Here is a 22,694-nt window from a genome sequence, read left to right as displayed (position 1 = left end):
GGAAGCACCGCGAAGTTGCCGGCCAGCGGCCGGCACTACCGGAAGCATCCACGAATGGCGTGGACCTGCAGCGGGATTCAATGGGGTCGGATCCCTCTCCGTTGGAGAGGGATCCGACCCCGGGTTCGCGTTACTGCCGGCGCACGGCCTGCACGACCGACAGGCGGCGCAGGCGGCGCATCACTTCGGCCAGGTGGTTGCGGTCGCGTACCTGGATGTTGAACGCCAGCACGGCGGCGTTGAAGTCGCGGTCCAGGTAGTCCACGCGCTCGATGTTGGAGTGGCTCTGCGCGATGGCCGCGGCCAGCTGCGCCAGCACGCCGGTGCCGTTCTCCACTTCCACCACCAGCGAGGTGTCGTAGTCCCCGGAAACGGTGGTATCCCAGCCGATCGGCACCCAGCGCTCGGGTGACTTGCGCAGTTCGGCCAGGTTCGGGCAGTCCATGCGGTGCACCACGATGCCCTTGCCGGCGGTGTGGTAGCCCATGATCTCGTCGCCGGGAATCGGCTGGCAGCAGCCGGCGAAGGTGACCACGCCGCGTTCGCTGCCGTTGATCAGGATCTTCTCCTGCGAGTGGTGGCGCGAATGCGGGCCGCCCCGCAGTTCGGCGTAGGCCATCAGCGCCTGTGCGGCCTGGGTCGGCATCCAGTTGCCCAGCGCAACTTCGGCCAGCAGCGCCTCCAGGCGCGGGAACCGGTGCTCGGCCAGGAACGCATCCAGGCGTCCCTTCGGCAGCCGCTCCAGCGAGCTGTCCATCGCTTCCAGCGCGCGGTCGAGCATGCGGTGCCCCAGCTGCACGGCGTCTTCGTGCTCCAGCTGCTTGAGCTGGTGGCGGATGGCGGTGCGTGCCTTGCTGGTGACCACGAATTCCAGCCACTGCGGTTTCGGCGTGGCCGAGCGCGCGGTGATGATCTCTACCGACTGGCCCGACACCAGCTTGGTCCGCAACGGCACCAGTTTCTTGTCCACGCGCGAGGCCACGGCCATGTTGCCGACGTCGGTATGCACGGCGTAGGCGAAGTCGAGCGCGGTGGAGTTGCGCGGCAGCGCGAGGATCTTGCCCTTCGGGGTGAAAAGGTAGACCTCGTCCGGGAACAGGTCGACCTTGACGTTGTCGAGGAACTCCAGCGACGAACCGGCAGCGCGCTGCGAGTCGATCAGTTCGACGATCCAGGCATGTGCGCGGCTCTGTGCGCTGTTGGGTGAATCACCACCGAACTTGTAGGTCCAGTGCGCGGCCACACCGCGTTCGGCGATCAGGTCCATTTCCTCGGTACGGATCTGCACTTCGATCGGCGAGCCATACGGCCCGAACAGCACCGTGTGCAGCGACTGGTAGCCGTTGGCCTTGGGAATGGCGATGAAGTCGCGGAAGCGCCCATCCAGCGGCTTGAAGGTAGCGTGCACCGAACCCAGCGCGTGGTAGCAGCTGGGCACGCTGCGCACGACCAGGCGGAAACCGAACACATCCATCACCTGATCGAAGGATTTGTTCTCTTCGTGCATCTTGTTGTAGATGCTCCACGGAGTCTTGATGCGGCTGACCAGGCGGTGCTCGATGCCCTCCTTGGCCAGGCGCTGCGACAACTGCACTTCCACCTGCGCCAGCGCCTCGCGGCGCACCACCGGCTGACTGCGGATGTGCTTTTCCAGGATGGCATGGCGCCACGGATACAGCGCCTTGAACCCGAGGTTCTGCAGTTCGCTCTTGACCAGGCTCATGCCCAGGCGCTGGGCGATGGGCGCGTAGATCTCCAGCGTCTCGCGGGCAATGCGGCCACGTGCCTCGCGGCTCTGCGCGCCCAGCGTGCGCATGTTGTGCAGGCGGTCGGCCAGCTTGATCATGATCACGCGCAGGTCGCGCGACATCGCCAGCAGCATCTTGCGGAAGCTCTCGGCGGCAGCCTCCTGGCGGTCGCGGAACTTCAGCTTGTCCAGCTTGGTCACGCCGTCGACCAGCTCGGCCACGGCCTCACCGAACTCGGCCGCCAGCGCCTCACGGGTCAGGGGAGTGTCTTCGATGGTGTCGTGCAGGATCGCAGCGATCAGCGCTTCCACGTCCAGGCCCAGCTCGGCCAGCACCTGGGCCACGGCCACCGGATGGGTGATATAGGGCTCGCCCGACTTGCGCGTCTGCCCAGCATGCGCGGCGGCTCCAACTTCCCAGGCGCGGCGCAGCAGCGGCAGCTGCTCGGGCGGCAGGTAGTGGGCGGCGCGTTCAAGCTGGAGGACGTAGTCGGGTACGGCGGCAGCGGGGACTGCGGCGACCTTGGCAGTGGGGCCTGGGTTCATGCCCGAAGCCTATGCCAGTGCGCCGTTTACGGCAAATCCTGAATGCGAAACAGCCCGCACGGGGCGGGCTGTTCGGCGTATCCAGCAATGACCTTGATCGATGCGATCAATCGTCGTTCTTGGACATGTCTTCGTCGGCGACCACTTCGGCGGCGGCCCACTCCAGCGCTTCGCGCTCGGCGCGCTCACGCTCGGCCTTCTCGACTTCGTCGATCAGCGCGTTGTCGATCTTGCGGGCGGCGATTTCGCGCAGTGCCAGCACGGTCGGCTTGTCCTCGGTCTCGCTGTTGTCCAGCGTGGCCTGCACGCCGTTGGCGAGCTGGCGGGCACGCTTGGAAGCCATCATGACCAGTTCGAAACGGTTGTTAACGACTTCCAGGCAATCTTCTACGGTGATGCGGGCCATACGGGCTCCCGGCGACCGGTCGGCCGCTCAGTCGAATGAGGGAAAGGGGACGGAGTGTACTGGCAGGGGCTGGACAAAATCAAGCCAACCCCTACCCGATTCTTTTGGAATCAGTCAGTTGCGCCCGGATCAGGGGTCAGCAGCGCCTGGATCAGGCCGGCGTGGCGGACCTTCTGGGCCTCCCGGCGCAGGCGGCTGGCGGTGAAGATGGCACACAGCTCGTCCACGGCGGTGTCAAACACCTCGTTGACGATGACGTAGTCGAACTCGTTGAAGTGCAGCATCTCGTCACGGGCAGCACCCAGGCGCTGGGCGATGACCGCCTCGCTGTCCTGGCCGCGCTTGCGCATGCGGTCCTGCAGGGCCTGCTTGGACGGCGGCAGGATGAAAACGGTGACCGTGCCCGGCACCAGCTGGCGTACCTGCTGCGCGCCCTGCCAGTCGATTTCCAGCAGCACGTCCTGGCCGGCAGCCAGCTGCGGTTCCACCGACTGGCGGGCGGTGCCCTTCCAGTCGCCGTGCACCCAGGCATGCTCGAAGAAGTCGCCGGCAGCGATCATCTGCTCGAACTTCTCGGCACTGACGAAGTGGTAGTGCTGGCCGTTCACTTCACCCGGGCGCATCGCGCGCGAAGTGAAGGAGATCGACAGGGCGATCTGCGGATCACGCGCCAGGGTGGCATTGACGATGCTGCTCTTGCCGGCACCGGAGGGGGCGGCAACGATGTACAGCGTGCCGCGCGCAACGGCGTCCGACGGCTTCGACGGGGCGCTCATGCGCGGAACCCAACTGGTTGATTTCGCAAAATTTTTCCTCAGTGTTCCAGATCCGGCGCGGAGGATCGCGCCAGGACGGCGGGGGCTGCGCGGAACATCCTGGAACCAGGCCCGGCAGACGGCTCCCCGGGGTGCGGGCACGCAACTTTAGCAGAGGCGCCCCTTTCCGCGCCCGGCCAGCAGGGTGCAGGGCCTTGTGCCACATGGGCGTGCGGGGGCCTGTGCTATAACCGGGCCGTACCCACCGACAGCCCGGAGGCCTGCGCCTCCTCGCCATCCCAGGAGAACGGCATGCCCTCGATGAGCCGCCGCCAGTTCCTGAAAGTGACCGGGACAACCCTGGTCGGCTCCAGTCTGGCATTGATGGGCTTCGCGCCCGGCATCGCGCTCGCGGAGGTCAGGCAGTACAAGCTGACCCGCGCGACCGAGACCCGCAACACCTGTACGTACTGTTCGGTGGCCTGCGGCATCCTGATGTACAGCCTCGGCGATGGCGCCAAGAACGCCGAGCCGAGCATCTTCCATATCGAGGGCGACCCGGACCATCCGGTCAACCGCGGCACGCTGTGCCCGAAGGGTGCCGGCCTGGCCGACATCATCCACAGCAAGTCGCGCCTGCTCTACCCCGAGTACCGCGCGCCGGGCTCGAACGAGTGGAAGCGGCTGAGCTGGGACGATGCGCTGGACCGCATCGCCCGGCTGATGAAGGAAGACCGCGATGCCAACTTCGTGCAGAAGAACGAGGCCGGGCAGACGGTCAACCGCTGGCTGACCACCGGCATGCTGGCCGCCTCGGCCACCAGCAATGAAACCGCGGTGCTGACCCACAAGGTCGTGCGCTCCCTTGGCATGTTGGCATTCGACAACCAGGCACGTGTCTGACACGGCCCGACGGTGGCAGGTCTTGCCCCGACGCTAGGCCGTGGTGCGATGACGAATCACTGGGTCGACATCAAGAATGCCGACCTGGTGCTGATCATGGGTGGCAATGCCGCCGAGGCACACCCGTGCGGTTTCAAATGGGTGACCGAGGCCAAGGCCCACAACAAGGCACGCCTGATCGTGGTCGATCCGCGTTTCAACCGCTCGGCCGCGGTGGCCGACGTATACGCGCCGATCCGCACCGGCACCGACATCGTGTTCCTGGGCGGCCTGATCAACTATCTGTTGACAGAAGACCGCATCCAGCACGAGTACGTGCTGAACTACACCGACATGTCGTTCCTGGTGAAGGACGAGTTCGCCTTCAAGGACGGCCTGTATTCGGGCTACAACGAGGAGAAGCGCAGCTACGACCGTTCCAGCTGGGACTACGTGTACGGCGATGACGGTTTCGTGCGCAGCGACCCGACGCTGAAGGACCCGCGCTGCGTCTACACCCTGCTCAAGCAGCACTACGCGCGCTACACCGTGGAGATGGTCGAACGTATCTGCGGCACGCCGGCCGACAGCATCCGCCAGGTCTGGGACATGATCGCGTCCACCGCCGGCAAGGACAAGGCGATGACCATCCTGTACGCGCTGGGCTGGACGCAGCACTCGGTGGGCGCACAGAACGTGCGTGCCGGCACCATGGTGCAGCTGCTGCTGGGCAACATCGGCGTGGCCGGCGGTGGGATGAACGCGCTGCGCGGGCATTCCAACATCCAGGGCCTGACCGACATCGGCCTGATGTCCGACCTGCTGCCCGGCTACCTGACCCTGCCGAAGCAGGACGAGCAGGACTACGACGCCTACATCGCCAAGCGCACGCAGAAGCCCCTGCGCGCCAACCAGATGTCGTTCTGGCAGAACTACCCGAAGTTCCACGTCAGCCTGATGAAGTCGTGGTGGGGCGACGCCGCCACCGCCGACAACAACTGGTGCTTCGACCATCTGCCCAAGCTCGACAAACCGTACGACATGCTGCAGGCGTACGAGCTGATGAACGAAGGCAAGATCCACGGCTACATCTGCCAGGGCTTCAATCCGCTGGCCTCGGCGCCGAACAAGGGCAAGCTGATCAGCGCGTTCTCCAAGCTCAAGTTCATGGTCAGCATGGACCCGCTGGAAACCGAGACCATCGCGTTCTGGCAGAACCACGGCGCGTTGAACGACGTCGACCCGGGCACGATCCAGACCGAAGTGTTCCGCCTGCCGACCACCTCGTTCGCCGAGGAAAACGGCGCGGTGGTGAATTCCTCGCGCTGGCTGCAGTGGCACTGGAAGGGGGCCAATCCGCCGGGCGAAGCGCGCAGCGACATCGAGATCATGTCCGAACTGTTCCATCGCATCAAAGCGATGTACGAAAAGGACGGTGGTGCGTGGTGGGAGCCAGTGCGCGACCTGGCCTGGAAGTATTCCAACCCGGAACTGCCGACGCCGGAAGAACTGGCGATGGAGTACAACGGCAAGGCGCTGGTGGACGTGTTCGATCCGAAGGACCCGACCAAGCTGGTGCGCAAGGCCGGCGAGCAGCTGGCCGCGTTCGGCGACCTGCGCGACGACGGCAGCACCGCCTCCGGCTGCTGGATCTACATCGGTGCCTGGGGCCCGACCGGCAACATGATGGCGCGGCGTGACAACAGCGACCCCACCGGCATCGGCAACACGCTGGGCTGGGCCTGGGCGTGGCCGGCCAATCGCCGCGTGATGTACAACCGCGCCTCGTGCGACGTGGCCGGCCAGCCGTTCGATCCGCGGCGCACACTGCTCGCCTGGAACGGCAGGAACTGGGGCAGCGTGGACGTGCCGGACTTCAAGGCCGACGAAGATCCCGCCGGCGGCATGGGTCCGTTCATCATGAACCCGGAAGGCATTGCCCGCTTCTTCGCCAAGGCAGGCATGGCCGAGGGCCCGTTCCCGGAGCACTACGAACCTTTCGATACACCGCTGCGCAGCAACCCGCTCAGCCCTGGCCAGGCACTGACGCTGAACAACCCGGCGGCCCGTGTGTTCGACAGCGATCGTGCACAGATCGGTTCGCCGGATGAGTTCCCGCATGTGGCCACCACTTACCGGTTGACCGAGCATTTCCACTTCTGGACCAAGCACGGCAAGCTCAACGCCATCATCCAGCCCGAGCAGTTCGTCGAAATCGGCGCGGCATTGGCCGACGAGCTGGGCATCAACAACGGCAGCCGCGTGCGGGTCAGTTCCAAGCGCGGCCACATCGAAGCGGTGGCGATGGTGACCAAGCGCATCAAGGCCCTGCAGATTGATGGCAAAACCGTGCACCAGGTGGGCGTGCCGATCCACTGGGGCTTCCTCGGTGCGGCCAAGCCCGGATACATCGCCAATACGCTGACCAACGCCATCGGTGACGGCAACTCGCAGACGCCCGAATCGAAGTGCATCCTGGTCAAGGTCGAGAAGGTGTAGGAGACACGCCATGTCACTGCAATCGCTGGATATCATCCGCCGCTCGGCCACCACCACGCCCTCGCCGGAGGCACGTGGTGCGCACACCGGCCAGGTCGCCAAGCTGATCGATGTGAGCAAGTGCATCGGCTGCAAGGCCTGCCAGGTCGCCTGCATGGAGTGGAACGACCTGCGCGACGAGGTCGGCAGCTGCGTTGGCAGCTATGACAACCCGCCCGACCTGAGCGACCAGTCGTGGACGGTGATGAAGTTCCGCGAGTACGAGGACGAGAAAGGCAAGCTGGAGTGGCTGATCCGCAAGGAAGGCTGCATGCACTGCGCCGACCCGGGATGCCTGAAGGCCTGCCCGTCACCGGGTGCGATCATCCAGTACGCCAACGGTATCGTCGACTTCCAGGAAGAGAACTGCATCGGCTGCGGCTACTGCGTGACCGGCTGCCCGTTCGACGTGCCGCGCATTTCCAAGAAGGACCACAAGGCCTACAAGTGCACGCTGTGTTCGGACAGGGTGGCGGTGGGCCAGGAACCGGCCTGCGTGAAGACCTGCCCGACCGGTGCGATCACCTTCGGCAGCAAGCAGGCGATGACCGAGCATGCCGCGGGGCGCGTGGAAGACCTGAAATCGCGTGGCTACGAAAACGCTGGCCTGTACGACCCGCAGGGCGTCGGCGGAACCCACGTGATGTATGTGCTGCAGCACGTGGACAAGCCCGAGCTGTACGCCGACCTGCCCAAGGACCCGCGCATCAGCCCGATGGTGGAGGTGTGGAAGGGCGTGGCCAAGCCGCTGGGCGTTCTGGCGATCGCCGCCACCGCCTTCGCCGGCTTCCTGCATTACATCGGCATCGGCCGCAACACGGTGAACGATGAGGAAGAAGAAGAGGCCGAGCACGAGGCGAAGAAGATCGAAGAGGAGCAGCGGCCATGAAGTACGCCCCGCACCCGCGGCAGATCGTGCGCTACCGCGCACCGACCCGCATCAACCACTGGATCGTGGCGATCTGCTTCGTGCTGACCGCGCTGTCCGGGCTGGCCTTGTTCCACCCTGCCCTGTTCCCGCTGACCCAGCTGTTCGGCGGCGGGCCGTGGACGCGCATCCTGCACCCGTTCATCGGCCTGGCGATGGTGGTGGGCTTCGCCTTGCTGGCGTTCCGCATGTGGCGCGACAACCTGCCGACCGCCGACGACGGCAAGTGGATGCGTGGCATGCGCGATGTGCTGCGCAACGAGGACGAGAAGCTGCCGCCGGTGGGGCGCTTCAATGCCGGCCAGAAGCTGCTGTTCTGGGCCATCATCGGTTGCCTGTCGGCGCTGCTGCTGACCGGCTTCGTGATCTGGCGGCAGTACTTCAGCCACTTCTTCCCGATCGGGGTGATCCGCTTCTCGGTACTTGCCCATGCGCTGTTCGGCTGGGTGCTGGTGTGCGCGATCGTGGTGCACATCTACGCGGCAATCTGGATCAAGGGCTCGGTGCGGGCGATGACCCAGGGCAAGGTGACCTATGGGTGGGCGTACAAGCACCACCGGCAGTGGTTCCGGGACATCCTGCGCGGGCGGCGGGGAGAGGGTTGACGACAGGGCCTGCGGCCCTGCACCCGCAAAATCAACGTCAACGTCAACGGCAAAAGCGGGTTTCCTGGGGATGGCGGGGTGGGTCCGGTTGCGGGGGCCGCTGCAAGTACGTCCATGTAAGCTCGGTCGCCGCATCCATGCGGCTCACGCCCCCGCAACCGGACCCACCCCGCCTTCGACAGTTTCCCGGTGCTGTTGGTAGGTGTCGACCTTGGTCTACACGATGAACACGGCAACGACCGATGGGGTCAGATCCGTTTTCCTCTGGAAAACGGATCTGACCCATCCTTTCAAATGGCCGGCAGCACGCTGGACGCCAGCGCCGACAACGGCGAGGATGGAGGCTGGTTCTTCCGGCTGGCCCTGCATGGCGCAACGCATCCTTGAACCCGGTGAAATCGAGACGCTGGCCTCGCGCGATGTTCCGCGCATCATCCTGCCCGATGCTGCGTCCCTGTTCGCCGATCGCGCGGCCCGCCTCCGCAGCCTGGCCACGCACAGTGCCATCGGCGGTTACCTGCAGTTGCTGGCGGCGTTGGCCGATGCGCAGCAGGCGCTGCTGGATGAATTGACGCCGCAGCAACGTGAAGCGCTGCAGGTGCAGGCCCGCGCGCAACAGTCGAGCGCTGCGGCCGGCGCCGGCATGCCGCTGCGTCCCGCCAACACTCTCCATCTCGACGACCGCTGGCACGGTTGGTTGCGCACGCTATGCCAACACTGTGCCGATGAAGCCGGCCTGCCCGCGGAAACCCGCCAGGAACTGCAACGCGTTGCCGCTGCGGATGACGCGTGGCTGGATGCGCAGGCTCACGCAGTGCTGGAGCGGGACGATGCACCGTCGCTGGATGCGGTGGCTGCGCTGCTGGTGATGACGGCGCTGCAGGTGTACTGGGCGGTATTGGCCGAGAGCTTCCGCCCGGCCGATCTGAAGCCGCTGGCCGATGCACCCGGGGTGTGCCCGTTGTGCGGCACCCTGCCGGTGGTGAGCGTGGTGCAGGCACGCCCACCCTATGCGTCCTATCGCTACCTGTCGTGCGCGTTGTGCGCCTGCCAGTGGCATTACGTGCGCGTGCAGTGCAGTCAATGCGGCACCGCCGGCAAAGACATCGCCTACCGTGCCTTGGCCGATGTGGATGGCGATGCCGGCCACGCCGTGCGCGAGAGTGCGGTGCGTGCCGAGACCTGCGACCACTGCCACAGCTACCGCAAGATCCTGTACCTGGAAAAAGACCCGATGCTGGAGCCGGTGGCCGATGACCTCGGCACGCTGGCGCTGGACCTGCTGCTGGCCGAGGAAGGCTATGCGCGCGCCAGCCAGAACCCACTGCTGTGGCAATCCGACGGCGACTGACCGATGTCACGCACGCCTCCTGCTCCAGCATCAGCCGCTGCCCTGCCCTCGCTGGATCGGCTGCTGCGACTGCCGGCGTTGTCCGAACTGATTGAAAGTCACGGGCGCAGCCGCGTCACCCAGCTGCTGCGCGTGCATCTGCAGGCGCTGCGTGAGCGCATCGTTGCCGCACAGCTCTCGGTCGAGGCACTTCAGCAGGCCATTGACGGCCCGGCGCTGGTCGCCGCACTCAACGCAGCGCTCGCCGGCGATGCACGCTTGGACCTGCAGCCGATGTACAACCTGACCGGCACCGTGCTGCACACCAATCTGGGCCGCGCCCTGCTGCCCGAGACTGCGGTACAGGCGGTGGCGCGTGCGATGACCGCACCGGTCGATCTGGAATTCGACATCAGCCGGGGCCGCCGCGGCGACCGCGATGCACGGGTGCAGGCGCTTGTCTGCGAATTGACCGGCGCCGAAGCCGCAACCGTGGTCAACAACAATGCGGCGGCGGTCCTGCTGCTGCTCAACAGCCTGGCCAACCGGCGCGACGTGGTGGTGTCGCGCGGCGAACTGGTGGAGATCGGCGGTGCCTTCCGCATTCCCGATGTGATGCGCAGCGCCGGCGCGCGGTTGCTGGAAGTGGGTACCACCAACCGCACTCATCCGGCCGACTTCGCCAACGCCATCGGCGCGCGCACTGCGCTGCTGATGGAGGTTCACGCCAGCAACTACGCGATCACCGGTTTCACCGCCAAGGTCGAGACCGCGAAGATGGCGGCGATCGCGCACGAGCATGGCCTGCCACTGGTGGTGGATCTGGGCAGCGGCAGCCTGTGCGATCTGGCTCTGTTCGGCCTGCCGCACGAGCCGACCGTACAGGAAACGCTGGCGGCCGGCGCCGACCTGGTCTCGTTCAGCGGTGACAAGCTGCTGGGCGGACCGCAGGCCGGCATCATCGCCGGCCGCGCCGATCTGATCGCACGGATCAACCGCAACCCGCTGAAGCGCGCGCTGCGCATGGACAAGATGGGGCTGGCCGCGCTGGAAGCGGTACTGGCCCTGTACCGCGAGCCGGAGCTGCTGGCGCACAGGCTGCCGACCCTGCGCACCCTGTCGCGCACGCAGGACGACATCGATGCGCAGGCACAGCGTCTGTTGCAACCGATGCGCGACGGGCTGGCCTCGGAGCACAGCCTTGAACGCGCGGCGATGCACAGCCAGATCGGCAGCGGTGCGCAACCGCAGGCACAGCTGGCCAGTGCCGGACTGCGCGTCACCAGTACACGCCGTGGCGGACTGGATCGCCTGACCAAGCGCCTGCGCCAGCTGCCACAGCCGGTACTGGGCCGCATCGCAGATGACGCATTGTGGCTGGACCTGCGCTGTCTCGAGCCTGCTGACGAAGCCGCCTTCCTCGCGCAATGGAGCACGCTGCAGGCATGATCGTCGGCACCGCCGGGCATATCGACCATGGCAAGACCAGCCTGGTGCGGGCGCTGACCGGCATCGAGACCGACCGCCTGCAGGAAGAGCGCACGCGCGGCATATCGATTGAGCTGGGCTACGCCTATGTGCCCGTTGAAGCCGCCGCCGGAGAAGGACCAGCAGCCACGCTTGGCTTCGTCGATGTGCCCGGCCACGAGCGCTTCGTACACACCATGGTGGCCGGCGCCACCGGCATCGACGTCGCGTTGCTGGTAATTGCCGCCGACGACGGTGTGATGCCGCAGACCCGCGAACATCTGGCGATCCTGCAGCTGTTGGGCGTAGACCGTGGCGCGGTGGCGTTGACCAAGATCGACCGCGTGGATGCCGCACGCCTCGCTCGGGTCGAAATCGAGATCGCTGCATTGCTGGCCGGCACGCCGCTGCAGGACGCTCCCATGTTCGCCTGCAACAGCACGTCACCTGAAGACGCAGGCGTCAGCGCGCTGCGTACCCAACTGCACGCATGGGTCGCGGATGGTGCCAGCATGCGCCAGGCCGGGCTGCGCAGCGAACTGTTCCGCATGCCGGTGGATCGCGTGTTCTCACTGGCCGGCCACGGCACGCTGGTGACCGGCGCAGTGCATGGCGGCGTGGCTACTGTTGGCGAACATCTGCAGCTGATGCCGGCCGCCACTGAAGTTCGCGTGCGCAGCATCCACGCGCAGAACCAGGCCAGCGAACAGGCGGTGGCTGGGCAGCGCTGCGCGCTGAACCTGGCCGCCATCGCCCGCGACGACATCACGCGCGGCGACTGGATCGCCGACCCGCGCGCGCTGCTGGCCACCACCCGTGTCGATGTGCGCCTGCGGCTTTCCGCGCGGGAAGCCCCTCTGCGCGACTGGGCGCCACTGCATATCCACTGGGGCACGATGTACCGGCAGGCCCACGTGGTGCTGCTGGAGGACCATGACCACGGCGATGGTCAGTTGGTGCAGCTGGTGTTCGACGCACCAGTCTGCGCGATGTGCGGCGACCGCTTCATTGCCCGCGATTCGGCCGCGACCCGTACCCTGGGCGGTGGTGTCGTGCTCGATCCAGATCCCCCGCAGCGGCGTCGGCGCAGCCCGGCGCGGCTCGCGTGGCTGGGTGCGCTGGAGCAACTGGCGGCCGCCGCTGGAGTTGGCCCGCTGCTGCAGCAGGCACCCGCCGGCATTCCCCTCGGCGCCCTGCAGCGCTACTGCCGGCGTGCCGCCGACCGGATCGACCTGCCCGACGACGCGCGCCGCATCACTACCCGCGAAGACACGGTGATCATTCTTGCCCCGCACTGGCAGGCGCTGCGCGAACAGGTGCTCACCTCGCTGCGCGGCTGGCATGAGCGCCGCCCCGACGAACCCGGCGTCGACAGTGGACGCCTGCAGCGCAGCGCCCTGCCTGCGCTGGCAACCAGCCTGTGGAACGCCCTGCTGCAGGACCTGCTCGACGATGGCAGCGTGCAGCGCGCGGGTGCATGGTGGCGCTTGCCCGGCCACGATCACGCACCGCCGGAACGCGAACGCCTGCTGCTCGAACGCGTGCTGCCGCAACTGCACGCGGGCGGTTTCGATCCGCCGTGGGTACGTACCCTGGCGGCCGACATCGGCCTGCCCGAGGATGAGGTCCGCGCGGTCCTGCGCCGCGCTGCCGCGCGTGGTGAACTGTTCCAGGTGGTGCCCGACCTGTTCTATGCACCGGCCCGCATCGCCGAGCTGGCCGCGATCGTCGCGCAGCTGTCACAGGCCAGCGGCACGGTGGATGCGGCGGCGTTCCGCGATGCCATCGGCCTCGGCCGCAAGCGCAGCATCCAGATCTTGGAGTTCTTCAATCGCGTTGGCTACACTCGACGCGTCGGTGACCAGCATCGGCCGCGCGGCGACCTGCAGTGGAATGCAGCCCGCGACTGAGCCCACCGGCATTGCCGTACTTTCGGAAGGCATGCGCATCCGGGCATGCGGCTGGGCTTCAAACCCAGTAGGGGGCGTCGATCGTTCCCTGGTAGGTTCGACTCCTGCTGCCTTCCGCCATTCGTGTTTCCGCAGGAGATGTCGGCATGGCCACGCACGTGCAGTTCCCCGCTCCTTCAACGGCCGATGCCCCGCAACGACTGACGTCTCTCGCGCATGGCGGTGGCTGCGGCTGCAAGATCGCGCCAGGCGTGCTGACCGAACTGTTGCGCGGGGTTCCCGCACTTCCCGCACCGGCCGAACTGCTGGTCGGCCGCGAGACCAGCGATGATGCCGCGGTGTACCGCCTGGATGACCATCAGGCGATCGTCGCCACCACCGACTTCTTCATGCCGATTGTCGACGACCCGTTCGACTTCGGTCGCATCGCTGCCACCAACGCATTGTCGGATCTGTACGCAATGGGCGCGCGGCCGCTGTTCGCGCTGGCCATCGTCGGCATGCCGATCAATACCCTGCCGCAGGACACCATCCGCGGCATCCTGCAGGGCGGCGAACGCGCCTGCGCCGACGCCGGCATCGTGGTCGCTGGTGGCCACAGCATCGATTCGGTGGAACCCATCTATGGCCTGGCCGCGATCGGCGTGCTCGACCCGCAACGACTCAAGCGCAATGCCGATGCCCGCCCCGGCGATGTGCTGGTGCTGGGCAAGCCGTTGGGCGTGGGCGTGTACTCGTCAGCCCTGAAGAAAGAAGTCCTGGACGCCGACGGCTACCAGCAGATGATCGAGTCGACCACCCGCCTGAACAGCGTGGGCGTGCCCCTTGCCACGCTGGACGGCGTGCATGCCATGACCGACGTCACCGGCTTCGGCCTGCTCGGCCACCTGCTGGAAGTGTCCCGCGCCAGTGGCGTGGCTGCCGAGGTGGACAGTGCACGGGTGCCGCTGCTGCCGCAGACCCTGGACCTGCTGCAACGTGGCTGCGTAACCGGCGCCTCCAACCGCAACTGGGCCTCGTATGGCGCCGAGGTGCGCTTCGCCGAGGGCTTGCCCGCCCATTGGCAGCCGCTGCTGACCGACCCGCAGACCAGCGGCGGGCTGCTGGTGTCCTGCGCCCCGGAGGCAGTGGATGCGGTGCTCGCCTGCTTCCACGACGCCGGGTTCGGCCAGGCGGCCGTGGTGGGGCGGTTGAGTGCGGGAACACCGGGTGTCAGCGTGCGCTGATGCGCTGAAACGACAAGGGCGCCCGAAGGCGCCCCTGCTGTATCACTGGATGCAACATCACTCGATGTTCTGCACCTGCTCGCGGATCTGGTCGATCAGCACCTTCAGTTCCACCGCCGCATTGGACGTACGGCTGTCCACCGACTTGGACCCCAGCGTATTGGCTTCGCGATTGAACTCCTGCAGCAGGAAGTCCAGGCGGCGGCCGACCGGCTCGCGCTGCTTGAGCACGCGGCGGATCTCGACAATGTGGCTGCCCAGCCGGTCCAGTTCTTCATCCACGTCCAGCTTCTGCAGCCACAGCACCAGTTCCTGCTCGGCACGACCCGGGTCGACCGGGTGCGGCAGGTCGGCCAGTCGGGCAGCCAGCTTGGCGCGCTGGCCGTCGCGAATGGCCGGAATCAGGGTGCGCACTTCCGTTGCAATGCGCTCGATGCCGTCCACGCGCTCGCTGATGGCCGCGGACAACTTGCTGCCTTCACGCTCGCGGGCCTCGACGAAGCCGTCCAGCACCTGGTCCAGCAGGGCCAGTGCCTCTGCCTGCAGGGCAGCGGCATCGGTGGCCTCGCCACGGGTGACGCCCGGCAGCTGCAGCAGATCGGTAAAGCTGACCTGCAGGTTGGGGAAATCGGAGGTCAGGCGGTGCGCCAGGCGACCCAGCTGGCCCAGCAGGGCCTCGTCCACCTGCAGGTTGGCGGCGGCTTCCGGCGCGCGCAGGCGCATCACCAGATCCAGCTTGCCGCGGCTCAGGCGTGCGGCAATGCGCTCGCGCAGCTGCGGTTCCAGCGCCCGCAGTTCATCGGGCAGGCGCGTACCAACCTCCAGGAAGCGGTGGTTGACCGAGCGCAGCTCGCAGCCCAGCGTGCCCCACGGGGTGACCCGCTCGCCGCCGGCGTAGGCGGTCATGCTTCGAATCATGGATTGTGTCCGGTGCGTGCAAAGGGGGAATGGTACCCTAGCGCCCTCACCAGAGCCCCCTTGCCCGCCCCGTGAAGGCCGCGGGCGTGGCGGCGTACTCCCTCGCCATTACGGAACCCGCACCATGTCCGATTCCCGCCCCAGCGGCCGCCAGCCCGACCAGCTCCGCCCGGTCGTCATCCAACGCGGCTTCACCCGCCACGCCGAAGGTTCGGTGCTGGTGTGCTTCGGTGAAACCCGCGTGCTGTGCACCGCCAGCGTCGAGAACCGCGTGCCGGGCTTCCTGCGCGGCAAGGGTGAGGGCTGGGTCACCGCCGAGTACGGCATGCTGCCGCGCGCCACCCACACCCGCAGTGACCGTGAAGCGGCCCGTGGCAAGCAGGGCGGCCGCACGCTGGAGATCCAGCGCCTGATCGGCCGCAGCCTGCGCGCCTGCGTGGACCGCAACGCGCTGGGCGAACGCACCATCACCCTGGATTGCGATGTGCTGCAGGCCGATGGCGGCACCCGCACCGCCGCCATCACCGGCGCCTACGTGGCCCTGGTCGATGCGGTGAACGTGCTGATGAAGCGCGGCGACATCAAGCGCAACCCGATCCTGGGCGCGGTGGCCGCCGTGTCGGTGGGCGTCTACCGCGGCACCCCGGTGCTGGACCTGGACTACGCTGAAGACAGCGACTGCGACACCGACATGAACGTGGTGATGAACGACGGTGGTGGCTTCATCGAACTGCAGGGCACCGCCGAAGGCCATGCCTTCCGTCGCGATGAACTGGATGCGCTGCTGGGCCTGGCCGAAACGGGCGTGCGCGAGCTGCTGGACGCGCAGCAGGCGGCACTGTCGGCATGAAGCGGCGTCTTGCCCTGACCACGCTGGTGGTGGCCGACTACGACGAAGCCATTGCCTGGTACACCGGCAAGCTCGGCTTCGCGCTGCTGGAAGACATCGACCAGGGCCACAAGCGCTGGGTGGTGGTCGGTCCGTCCGACGGCAACGCCGCCGCCCTGCTGCTGGCACGCGCCAGCGATGAGGAACAGCGCAGCCGCATCGGCAACCAGACCGGTGGCCGCGTCGCCTTCTTCCTCAACACCGACGACTTCCACCGCGACCACGCGGCAATGCTGGCCGCTGGTGTCGAGTTCCTGGAAGCGCCGCGCGAAGAACCCTATGCAACGGTGGCGGTGTTCCGCGACCTGTATGGCAACACCTGGGACCTGCTGGAGCCACGTCAATGAAGAAACTGGTACTGGCCAGCCACAACGCCGGCAAACTGGTGGAGATGCGGGAGATCCTCGCCGACCTGCCGCTGCAGATCACCTCGGCCGCCGAGCTGGGCCTGGGCGACGTGGAAGAGACCGGCCTGACCTTCGTCGAGAACGCGCTGCTGAAGGCGCGCGCAGCCTGCGAAGCCACCGGCCTGCCGGCGCTGGCCGATGATTCGGGCCTGATCGTCGATGCCCTCGGCGGTGCACCGGGCCTGTACAGCGCGCGCTATGCCGGCCACCCGACCGACGCCGCAGCCAACAATGCCAAGCTGCTGGAGGCAATGGCGGACATTCCCGATGGCCAGCGCGACGCCCGCTTCTATGCGGTGATCGTGCTGCTGCGTCACGCCACCGACCCGCAGCCGTTGATCTGTGAAGGCCGTTGGGAGGGGCAGATCATCCGCGAACTGCGTGGCACGAATGGTTTCGGCTACAACCCGGTGTTCCTGGATACCACCCACGGCCTGACTGCCGCGGAGATGGAGCCGGCCCTGAAAAACGCCATCAGCCACCGTGCGCTCGCCCTGCAGCAGCTCAAGCAGCAGCTGGCGACCTGGCTTTGACGCCTTACTGATTCCCCAGGGAAGCCGGCCAGCGGCCGGCACTACCGAAGAAACCCATGCCGCACGCCCACGATCACTGCAACCACCTGCCCGGCGAAGCCTGCTCCGCTGACCACGACAGCCCGCCGCGACTGGTGCCGCCGCCGCTGTCGCTGTACGTGCACCTGCCGTGGTGCGTGCGCAAATGCCCGTACTGCGATTTCAATTCGCACCAGGCCAAGGGCGAACTGCCGTTCGACGCCTACATCGACGCACTGCTGCGCGATCTCGACCAGGATCTGCCGCTGGTCTGGGGCCGGGTGGTGCACAGCGTGTTCTTCGGCGGCGGCACGCCCAGCCTGTTCCCGCCGGAAGCGATCGACCGCTTCCTGCAGCAGGCCAGCGCGCGCCTGCGCTTCGCGCCCAATGCCGAAATCACCCTGGAAACCAACCCGGGCACCGCCGAGCATGGCCGCTTCGACCGTTACCGCGCGGCCGGCGTGAACCGCCTCAGCTTCGGCATCCAGAGTTTCGACGATGCGATGCTCAAGCGCCTGGGCCGCATCCATGACAGCGGCGAGGCCGAACGCGCCGTGAAAATGGCGCAGGACGCGGGCTATGACAACTTCAACATCGACCTGATGTACGCGCTGCCGGAACAGACCCTGGCCGGTGCCGAGGCCGACCTGGAACGTGCGTTCGCGCTGCAGCCGGCGCACATCTCGCATTACCAGCTGACGCTGGAACCGAACACGGTGTTCTTCGCACGACCGCCGCAGGGCATTCCCGACGAAGACAACGCCTGGGACATGCAGGAGCACTGCCAGGCGCTGCTGGCGCAGGCCGGCTTCGGCCAGTACGAGGTGAGCGCCTACGCCCGACCCGGCCGGCAGAGTGCGCACAACCTGAACTACTGGCGCTTCGGCGACTATCTCGGCATCGGTGCCGGCGCGCACGGCAAGATCAGCTCCGGTGCAGAGGAACACGTGCTGCGGCGCTGGAAACTCAAGCATCCGCAGGCCTACCTGGACAGCGCGGGCACGCCAGCCTCGTTCGGCGGTGACGAAGTGATCGCACCCGAGCGGCTGCCCTTCGAATACATGCTGAACCTGCTGCGCCTGCATGAAGGCTTTGGCCTGCGCGATTTCGAGTCGCGCACCGGGCTGCCACGCAGCGTGCTCGATGCACCACTGGCCGAGGCCGTGCAGCGCGGCTGGCTGGACGTGACCAATGGCCATGTGCAGCCGACCGAACTGGGCCGGCGCTTCACCAACGATGTGGTGAGCCTGTTCCTGGAGGAATGAGCTTCCTGGAGTAATGGGTAGTGCCGGCCGCTGGCCGGCAATCCGGTAAAGACAGAGTTGCCGGCCAGTGGCCGGCACTACCGTTCATCCGCCGGGCGATGCCTGGCGAACGGGATGCACATTCACCCTAAAGTAGCGCCGACAGCGGCCGACACGGTAGATTCACCAGATCGATCCGCGGGAATCCGGGTACCGCCTGCCGATGTCAGCTGTCTTTTCCATCACCCCTGCCGACAAAGCCCGCCTGGCCGCGAGCGACCTGCCACCGCGGGTGCGCGAACTGCTGGGCGCGTTGATCGGCCTGTGCCGGCAAACGCTGGCCGCGCCGCTGATCCTGACCGTCGAAGCACTGGAGCAGACCCTGCTGCACGACGCCGACCGTGCGCGCAATCCGCAGCAGCAATCTGAACTGATGGCCCAACGCGGCCAGCTGCACACCTTCTCCGGTCACTTCGCCGACCGCATGCTCGATGCCGTTGCCGACGCACTGGCACGCCTGCGCGAGCCGCCCACCGGCGCCACGACCAGCGCGGCTCCGCCACCGCTGCCGGGCATGCTGGGGCTGTCACTGGTAGCCGAGCATGACGTCGACCGCGACCTGCTGCTGACCGAGATGGTGCGGCGGGAAACCCTGCGTTCGACCAACACGCTGAACCTGCTGGGCCAACGCCTGGGCGTGCTTGCCGCAGCGCCGGCTTTCGAAGCCGACACCCTGCCACTGGCGCCGCAGGCGCTGTGCGCGATGGTGCGCAGACTGGCCGAACAGGATGCGCTTGGCGCCGAGGTGCAGCTGGCGCTTTACCGCAGCTTTGAACGGCAGGTGCTGGAGCGGCTGGGCGATGTACTCGACCGCGCCAATGCACTGCTGGCCCAGCACGGCGTGCTGCCGGGGCTGGTCTACACCCCCTATCTGGCGCGTTCCTCGAGCACGCGGCGGATCATCACCCAGTCGGTAGGTGGCGGCCGCACCACGCAGCCTGCCAAACGTGCCGCTGCGCCCCTGACCGGCTGGAACGGTTCGGCCCCTTCGGGCTCCTGGTCGAGCCTGGTACAGGACGCCTTCAACGAGGGCGGCGCTGCCGGCCCCGCCGCCACGCCGGGACTGACCACGTCCACCGGCAGCGCACTGCATGAGCTGTTGCAGCAGGCACGCCATGCCAGCGCCGCACCCGCGGACAGCAATGCCGTACCCAGCGCTGCGGTGGACGCCGTACTCGCGCGCCTGCAGGCCCAGTCCAGTTCCGCCACCGGCGTGGCCAACCTGCAGGCCGCCGTTGTCGCCCAACTGCGCAGCGAACACGGCGCGCAGGCCCAGTTGGGCAGCCATGACCGCGACAACCTCGACCTGCTGCGCATGCTGATGCAGCAGGTGCAGCAGCAACAGCGCCCCGACCCGGTACCCGCCGCCCTGCTGGCGCGCCTGCAGGTACCGCTGGCGCGGGCTGCGATGGCCGACCCGGGCTTCTTCGTACGCGACGAACATCCCGCGCGCGAGCTGCTCAACCAGATCGCCGAAGTCGGTGCCAACTGGCTGGGCGACGATGATGTCGACCCGCAGCTGCTGCAGCGCATGGCGCAGAGCGTGCAGGGCCTGCTTGGACAGGATGCACGCGCGCCGGAAGCCTTCGCCGCTGCCAATGAAGATGTGCAGCAGCACCAGCGTGCCGCCGCGCATCGTGCCGAACTGGCCGAGCGCCGCCACGTGGAAGCCGCACGCGGCAAGGAACGGCTGGAACTGGCCCGGCGCCAGGCCAGCGCCCGCATCGATCAGTGCTGCGATGCGCAGGAGCCACCGCGATTCGTGCAGACCCTGTTGCGCCAGGCCTGGGCCGATGCCCTGACCCTGACCCGGCTGCGCCATGGCGACGACTCGCCGCAGTGGCAGGAGCGCCTGCAGCAGACCCAACGCATCGCCGCGGTGACCGCACAGCCGGTGGGTGCCGCTGCCGGCACCGATACGGTACTGGCCGCCGAGGTCGAAGCGGCCTTGCTGCAGGTTGGTTACCACGCCGAGGAAGCTGCTGCCGTCGCCCGTCGCCTGGCCACGCCCGGTGGTGAGGATGACAGCACCTCGCGTACCGAACTGAGCGCTCGCCTGAAGGCGCGCGCACGCCTGGGTGAACATGCCGGCACGACTGCCGGTACCGCGGCGACCGCACCGCGCAACAGTGCAGAAGAAGCGGCATACCAGCAGCTGTCGACGCTGCCGTTCGGCAGCTGGTTCGATATCGGCAACGACGACGGCACGCTGCGCCGCCAGCGACTGTCCTGGTACAGCCTGCTGACTGGCCACGCGCTGCTGGTCAACGCACGCGGGCAGAAGATCGCCGACACCGACCTGGATACGCTGGCCCGGCAGATCAGCGCTGGCCATGCGCAACTGGTCACCGAGGACAAGGGCCGGCTGGTCGACCGCGCCTGGCAGGCCAGCCTTGGTGCATTGCGCGCACTGGCCGCTGATCGCACGCAGGAGACCCACGCATGAAACCCGTCCCACCGCAGGACACGCGCCGCGCACCGCGCCGCCAAGTCTCGGACCTGGTGCCGGTCACCGACCAGATGCGCGAATGCGTGGTCGGCCGGCTCGGTAATGTCTCCGAGACCGGCATGCTGATGCTGGCCAGCGCCCCGCTGCGCGAAGATGCGCTGTACCAGCTGCGCTTCCCGCTGCCGATGGGTGATGGTCGCCAGGAAGCGATCGACGTCGGCGTGCATCTGCTGTGGAGCGAGCCGGCGCACGCGCCCGGGCAGAGCTGGACCGGCTTCCGCTTCCTGACCCTGTCACGCGAACATCGGCAGCTGCTGCGCCAATGGGTAGGCGAGGACAGCGACGAGGGACCGGTTTCGACGGCCTGAGTGCCGGTTCCGGCACAGCGGTTTTTCGCGGTATGCGGCAGAATCTAGGGCCGTTTTCCGTGTCGAGCCACCGCAATGATCCAGCAAGACCCCGGCGCCCTGTATTCCGACCACCTGGCCGTGCTGTGCCGACGCGCCGAACAGGCGCTGGCCCGCGGCAGCCTCGACCATCTGGTGGTGCCCAGCGGCACCCTGCACTACCAGGTGTTCGACGACCGCGACTACCCGTACGCGGTGAACCCGCAGTTCAAGGCCTGGCTGCCGCTGACCCGCGTGCCCAACAGCTGGATCGTGTTCACCCCCGGCAAGCGCCCGGCGGTGATTTTCCACCAGCCGTTCGATTACTGGCACGTGGTACCGGACGCACCCAGCGGCTGGTGGGTGGAGCACTTCGACATCCACATCATCCGCAAGCCCGAAGAGGCGCTGGCGCTGCTGCCGGCCGACCCGTCGCGCTGCGCGATCCTCGGCGAGCCGCAGAGCGCGCTGGGCAGTTACGTGCCGAACAACCCGGCACCGGTGGTGAACTACCTGGAATGGCACCGCGGCAGCAAGACGCCGTATGAAATCGCGTTGATGCGCCAGGCGCAGGTGCTGGGCGTGCGTGGCCACCGCGCCGCCGAAGCCGCGTTCCGCAACGGCGCCGACGAGTTCAGCATCCACATGGCGTACTGCCAGGCCGTGGGCCAGGATGCCACCGAGTTGCCGTACGGCAACATCGTGGCGCTGAACGAGCATGCCGCCGTGCTGCATTACACCGAGCTGGGCCGCAAGGCGCCGCAGCCGCTGCGCAGCTTCCTGATCGATGCCGGCGCCAGCGCGCACGGCTATGCCAGCGACATCACCCGTACCTACGCCGCACACGGCCACGACGAGTTCGCGGCGATGATCGCTGCCGTCGACGCCGCGCAGCAGCAGATGTGCGCGGCGGTGCGTCCGGGCTTCGACTACAAGCAGCTGCACGTGGACGCGCATCTTTCGCTGATGGGCGTGCTGAAGGACTTCGGCGTGATCAAGGTCTCGCCGCAGACCGCACTGGAGACCGGCGTCAGCGCCGCGTTCTTCCCGCACGGCATCGGCCACCTGATCGGCCTGCAGGTACACGACGTGGCCGGTTTCGCGGCCAGCGATGAAGGCGGCCGCATCGAGCGCCCGGCCGGCCACCCGTACCTGCGCCTGACCCGCGTGCTGGAACCGGGCATGGTGGTGACCATCGAACCCGGCCTGTACTTCATCGACATGCTGTTGAATGAAGTAAAGGACGCCGGCCATGGCGATGCGATCAACTGGGACCGTGTGGACTTCTTCCGTCCGTACGGCGGCATCCGCATCGAAGACGAAGTGCTCTGCACCGAGGGCGAAGCGGACAATCTGACGCGGCCGGAGTTTGCGGCGGCGAACGGCTGAGCCCCTCGTGGTTGGTCGCTGAAATCAAAAGCCGCGCTTGGCGGGGCGGGGTGGGTTCGCG

General features: G+C 67.2%; 18 protein-coding genes and 1 tRNA gene. 15 read left to right on the top strand and 4 right to left on the bottom strand.

Translation table 11 applies throughout. From position 1 onward, the window contains the following. Positions 1–130: 130 nt before the first annotated feature. The 3 genes from DI041_RS14700 to gmk form a co-directional block, all read right to left on the bottom strand. Complete coding sequence (locus DI041_RS14700; RefSeq protein ID WP_046987317.1) at positions 131–2,293, bottom strand: RelA/SpoT family protein; 2,163 nt, start codon at positions 2,291–2,293, stop codon at positions 131–133. A 106-nt stretch (positions 2,294–2,399) separates the two neighbouring features. Further along, entirely contained in the window at positions 2,400–2,699 is a 300-nt protein-coding gene (gene rpoZ / locus DI041_RS14695) for a DNA-directed RNA polymerase subunit omega (RefSeq protein ID WP_005410877.1), read from the bottom strand. Positions 2,700–2,809: 110 nt separating this feature from the next. Beyond that, positions 2,810–3,475, bottom strand: a complete 666-nt coding sequence (gene gmk, locus DI041_RS14690; protein WP_005410878.1) for a guanylate kinase — start codon at positions 3,473–3,475, stop codon at positions 2,810–2,812. Between the two features lie 291 nt (positions 3,476–3,766). Here gmk and fdnG point away from each other — a divergent pair, with 291 nt between their 5' ends. The 8 genes from fdnG to selD all read left to right on the top strand — a co-directional run bounded on the left by fdnG (position 3,767) and on the right by selD (position 14,340). Further along, positions 3,767–6,835 (top strand): formate dehydrogenase-N subunit alpha, encoded by a 3,069-nt coding sequence (gene fdnG / locus DI041_RS14685; protein ID WP_136639496.1) that lies wholly within the window; start codon positions 3,767–3,769, stop codon positions 6,833–6,835. 10 nt (positions 6,836–6,845) lie between these two features. After that, entirely contained in the window at positions 6,846–7,763 is a 918-nt protein-coding gene (gene fdxH, locus DI041_RS14680; RefSeq protein WP_006389637.1) for a formate dehydrogenase subunit beta, read from the top strand. Continuing rightward, positions 7,760–8,407: a formate dehydrogenase subunit gamma gene (locus DI041_RS14675; protein ID WP_046987320.1), complete on the top strand. Its 648-nt coding sequence runs from the start codon at positions 7,760–7,762 to the stop codon at positions 8,405–8,407. The genes fdxH and DI041_RS14675 overlap by 4 nt, the downstream gene beginning before the upstream one ends. Before the next feature lie 367 nt (positions 8,408–8,774). Continuing rightward, on the top strand, positions 8,775–9,758 hold the full coding sequence (gene fdhE / locus DI041_RS14665) for a formate dehydrogenase accessory protein FdhE (protein WP_136640014.1): 984 nt from the start codon (positions 8,775–8,777) through the stop codon (positions 9,756–9,758). Positions 9,759–9,761: 3 nt separating this feature from the next. Then, positions 9,762–11,186, top strand: coding sequence for an L-seryl-tRNA(Sec) selenium transferase (selA, locus tag DI041_RS14660; protein ID WP_136640013.1), 1,425 nt, complete (start codon positions 9,762–9,764; stop codon positions 11,184–11,186). Beyond that, on the top strand, positions 11,183–13,114 hold the full coding sequence (selB, locus tag DI041_RS14655) for a selenocysteine-specific translation elongation factor (protein WP_136640012.1): 1,932 nt from the start codon (positions 11,183–11,185) through the stop codon (positions 13,112–13,114). The genes selA and selB overlap by 4 nt, the downstream gene beginning before the upstream one ends. A 24-nt stretch (positions 13,115–13,138) precedes the next feature. Next, a tRNA-Sec gene (locus DI041_RS14650) sits at positions 13,139–13,234 on the top strand. Between the two features lie 26 nt (positions 13,235–13,260). Continuing rightward, positions 13,261–14,340 carry a selenide, water dikinase SelD gene (gene selD, locus DI041_RS14645; protein ID WP_136640011.1) on the top strand — a complete coding sequence of 360 codons (1,080 nt, stop codon included), beginning with the start codon at positions 13,261–13,263 and terminating at the stop codon, positions 14,338–14,340. Positions 14,341–14,397: 57 nt separating this feature from the next. Here the strand turns inward: selD and DI041_RS14640 are convergent, their stop codons facing one another. Continuing rightward, positions 14,398–15,258 carry a YicC/YloC family endoribonuclease gene (locus tag DI041_RS14640; protein WP_046986673.1) on the bottom strand — a complete coding sequence of 287 codons (861 nt, stop codon included), beginning with the start codon at positions 15,256–15,258 and terminating at the stop codon, positions 14,398–14,400. A gap of 124 nt (positions 15,259–15,382) precedes the next feature. Here DI041_RS14640 and rph point away from each other — a divergent pair, with 124 nt between their 5' ends. From rph to pepQ, 7 genes are all read left to right on the top strand, one after another. Continuing rightward, a complete protein-coding gene (gene rph, locus DI041_RS14635) occupies positions 15,383–16,108 on the top strand; it encodes a ribonuclease PH (RefSeq protein ID WP_046986672.1) in 726 nt (241 codons plus the stop codon). After that, positions 16,105–16,494 carry a VOC family protein gene (locus DI041_RS14630; protein WP_046986671.1) on the top strand — a complete coding sequence of 130 codons (390 nt, stop codon included), beginning with the start codon at positions 16,105–16,107 and terminating at the stop codon, positions 16,492–16,494. Before rph ends, DI041_RS14630 begins: the two co-directional genes overlap by 4 nt. After that, on the top strand, positions 16,491–17,087 hold the full coding sequence (gene rdgB, locus DI041_RS14625) for an RdgB/HAM1 family non-canonical purine NTP pyrophosphatase (RefSeq protein WP_136640010.1): 597 nt from the start codon (positions 16,491–16,493) through the stop codon (positions 17,085–17,087). The genes DI041_RS14630 and rdgB overlap by 4 nt, the downstream gene beginning before the upstream one ends. A gap of 56 nt (positions 17,088–17,143) precedes the next feature. Next, positions 17,144–18,370, top strand: coding sequence for a radical SAM family heme chaperone HemW (hemW, locus tag DI041_RS14620; protein ID WP_046986669.1), 1,227 nt, complete (start codon positions 17,144–17,146; stop codon positions 18,368–18,370). Between the two features lie 202 nt (positions 18,371–18,572). Beyond that, complete coding sequence (locus DI041_RS14615) at positions 18,573–20,855, top strand: DUF1631 family protein (RefSeq protein WP_136640009.1); 2,283 nt, start codon at positions 18,573–18,575, stop codon at positions 20,853–20,855. Next, positions 20,852–21,226 carry a PilZ domain-containing protein gene (locus DI041_RS14610; protein WP_046986667.1) on the top strand — a complete coding sequence of 125 codons (375 nt, stop codon included), beginning with the start codon at positions 20,852–20,854 and terminating at the stop codon, positions 21,224–21,226. The genes DI041_RS14615 and DI041_RS14610 overlap by 4 nt, the downstream gene beginning before the upstream one ends. A gap of 75 nt (positions 21,227–21,301) precedes the next feature. Continuing rightward, positions 21,302–22,633, top strand: coding sequence for a Xaa-Pro dipeptidase (gene pepQ / locus DI041_RS14605; RefSeq protein WP_136640008.1), 1,332 nt, complete (start codon positions 21,302–21,304; stop codon positions 22,631–22,633). The last annotated feature ends 61 nt before the right edge of the window (positions 22,634–22,694 follow it).

This window comes from Stenotrophomonas maltophilia, assembly GCF_004920835.1.
GTDB lineage: Bacteria > Pseudomonadota > Gammaproteobacteria > Xanthomonadales > Xanthomonadaceae > Stenotrophomonas > Stenotrophomonas maltophilia_AQ.
Note: the sequence above shows the minus strand (reverse complement) of the source record. Positions and strands in the feature narration are given on the sequence as shown.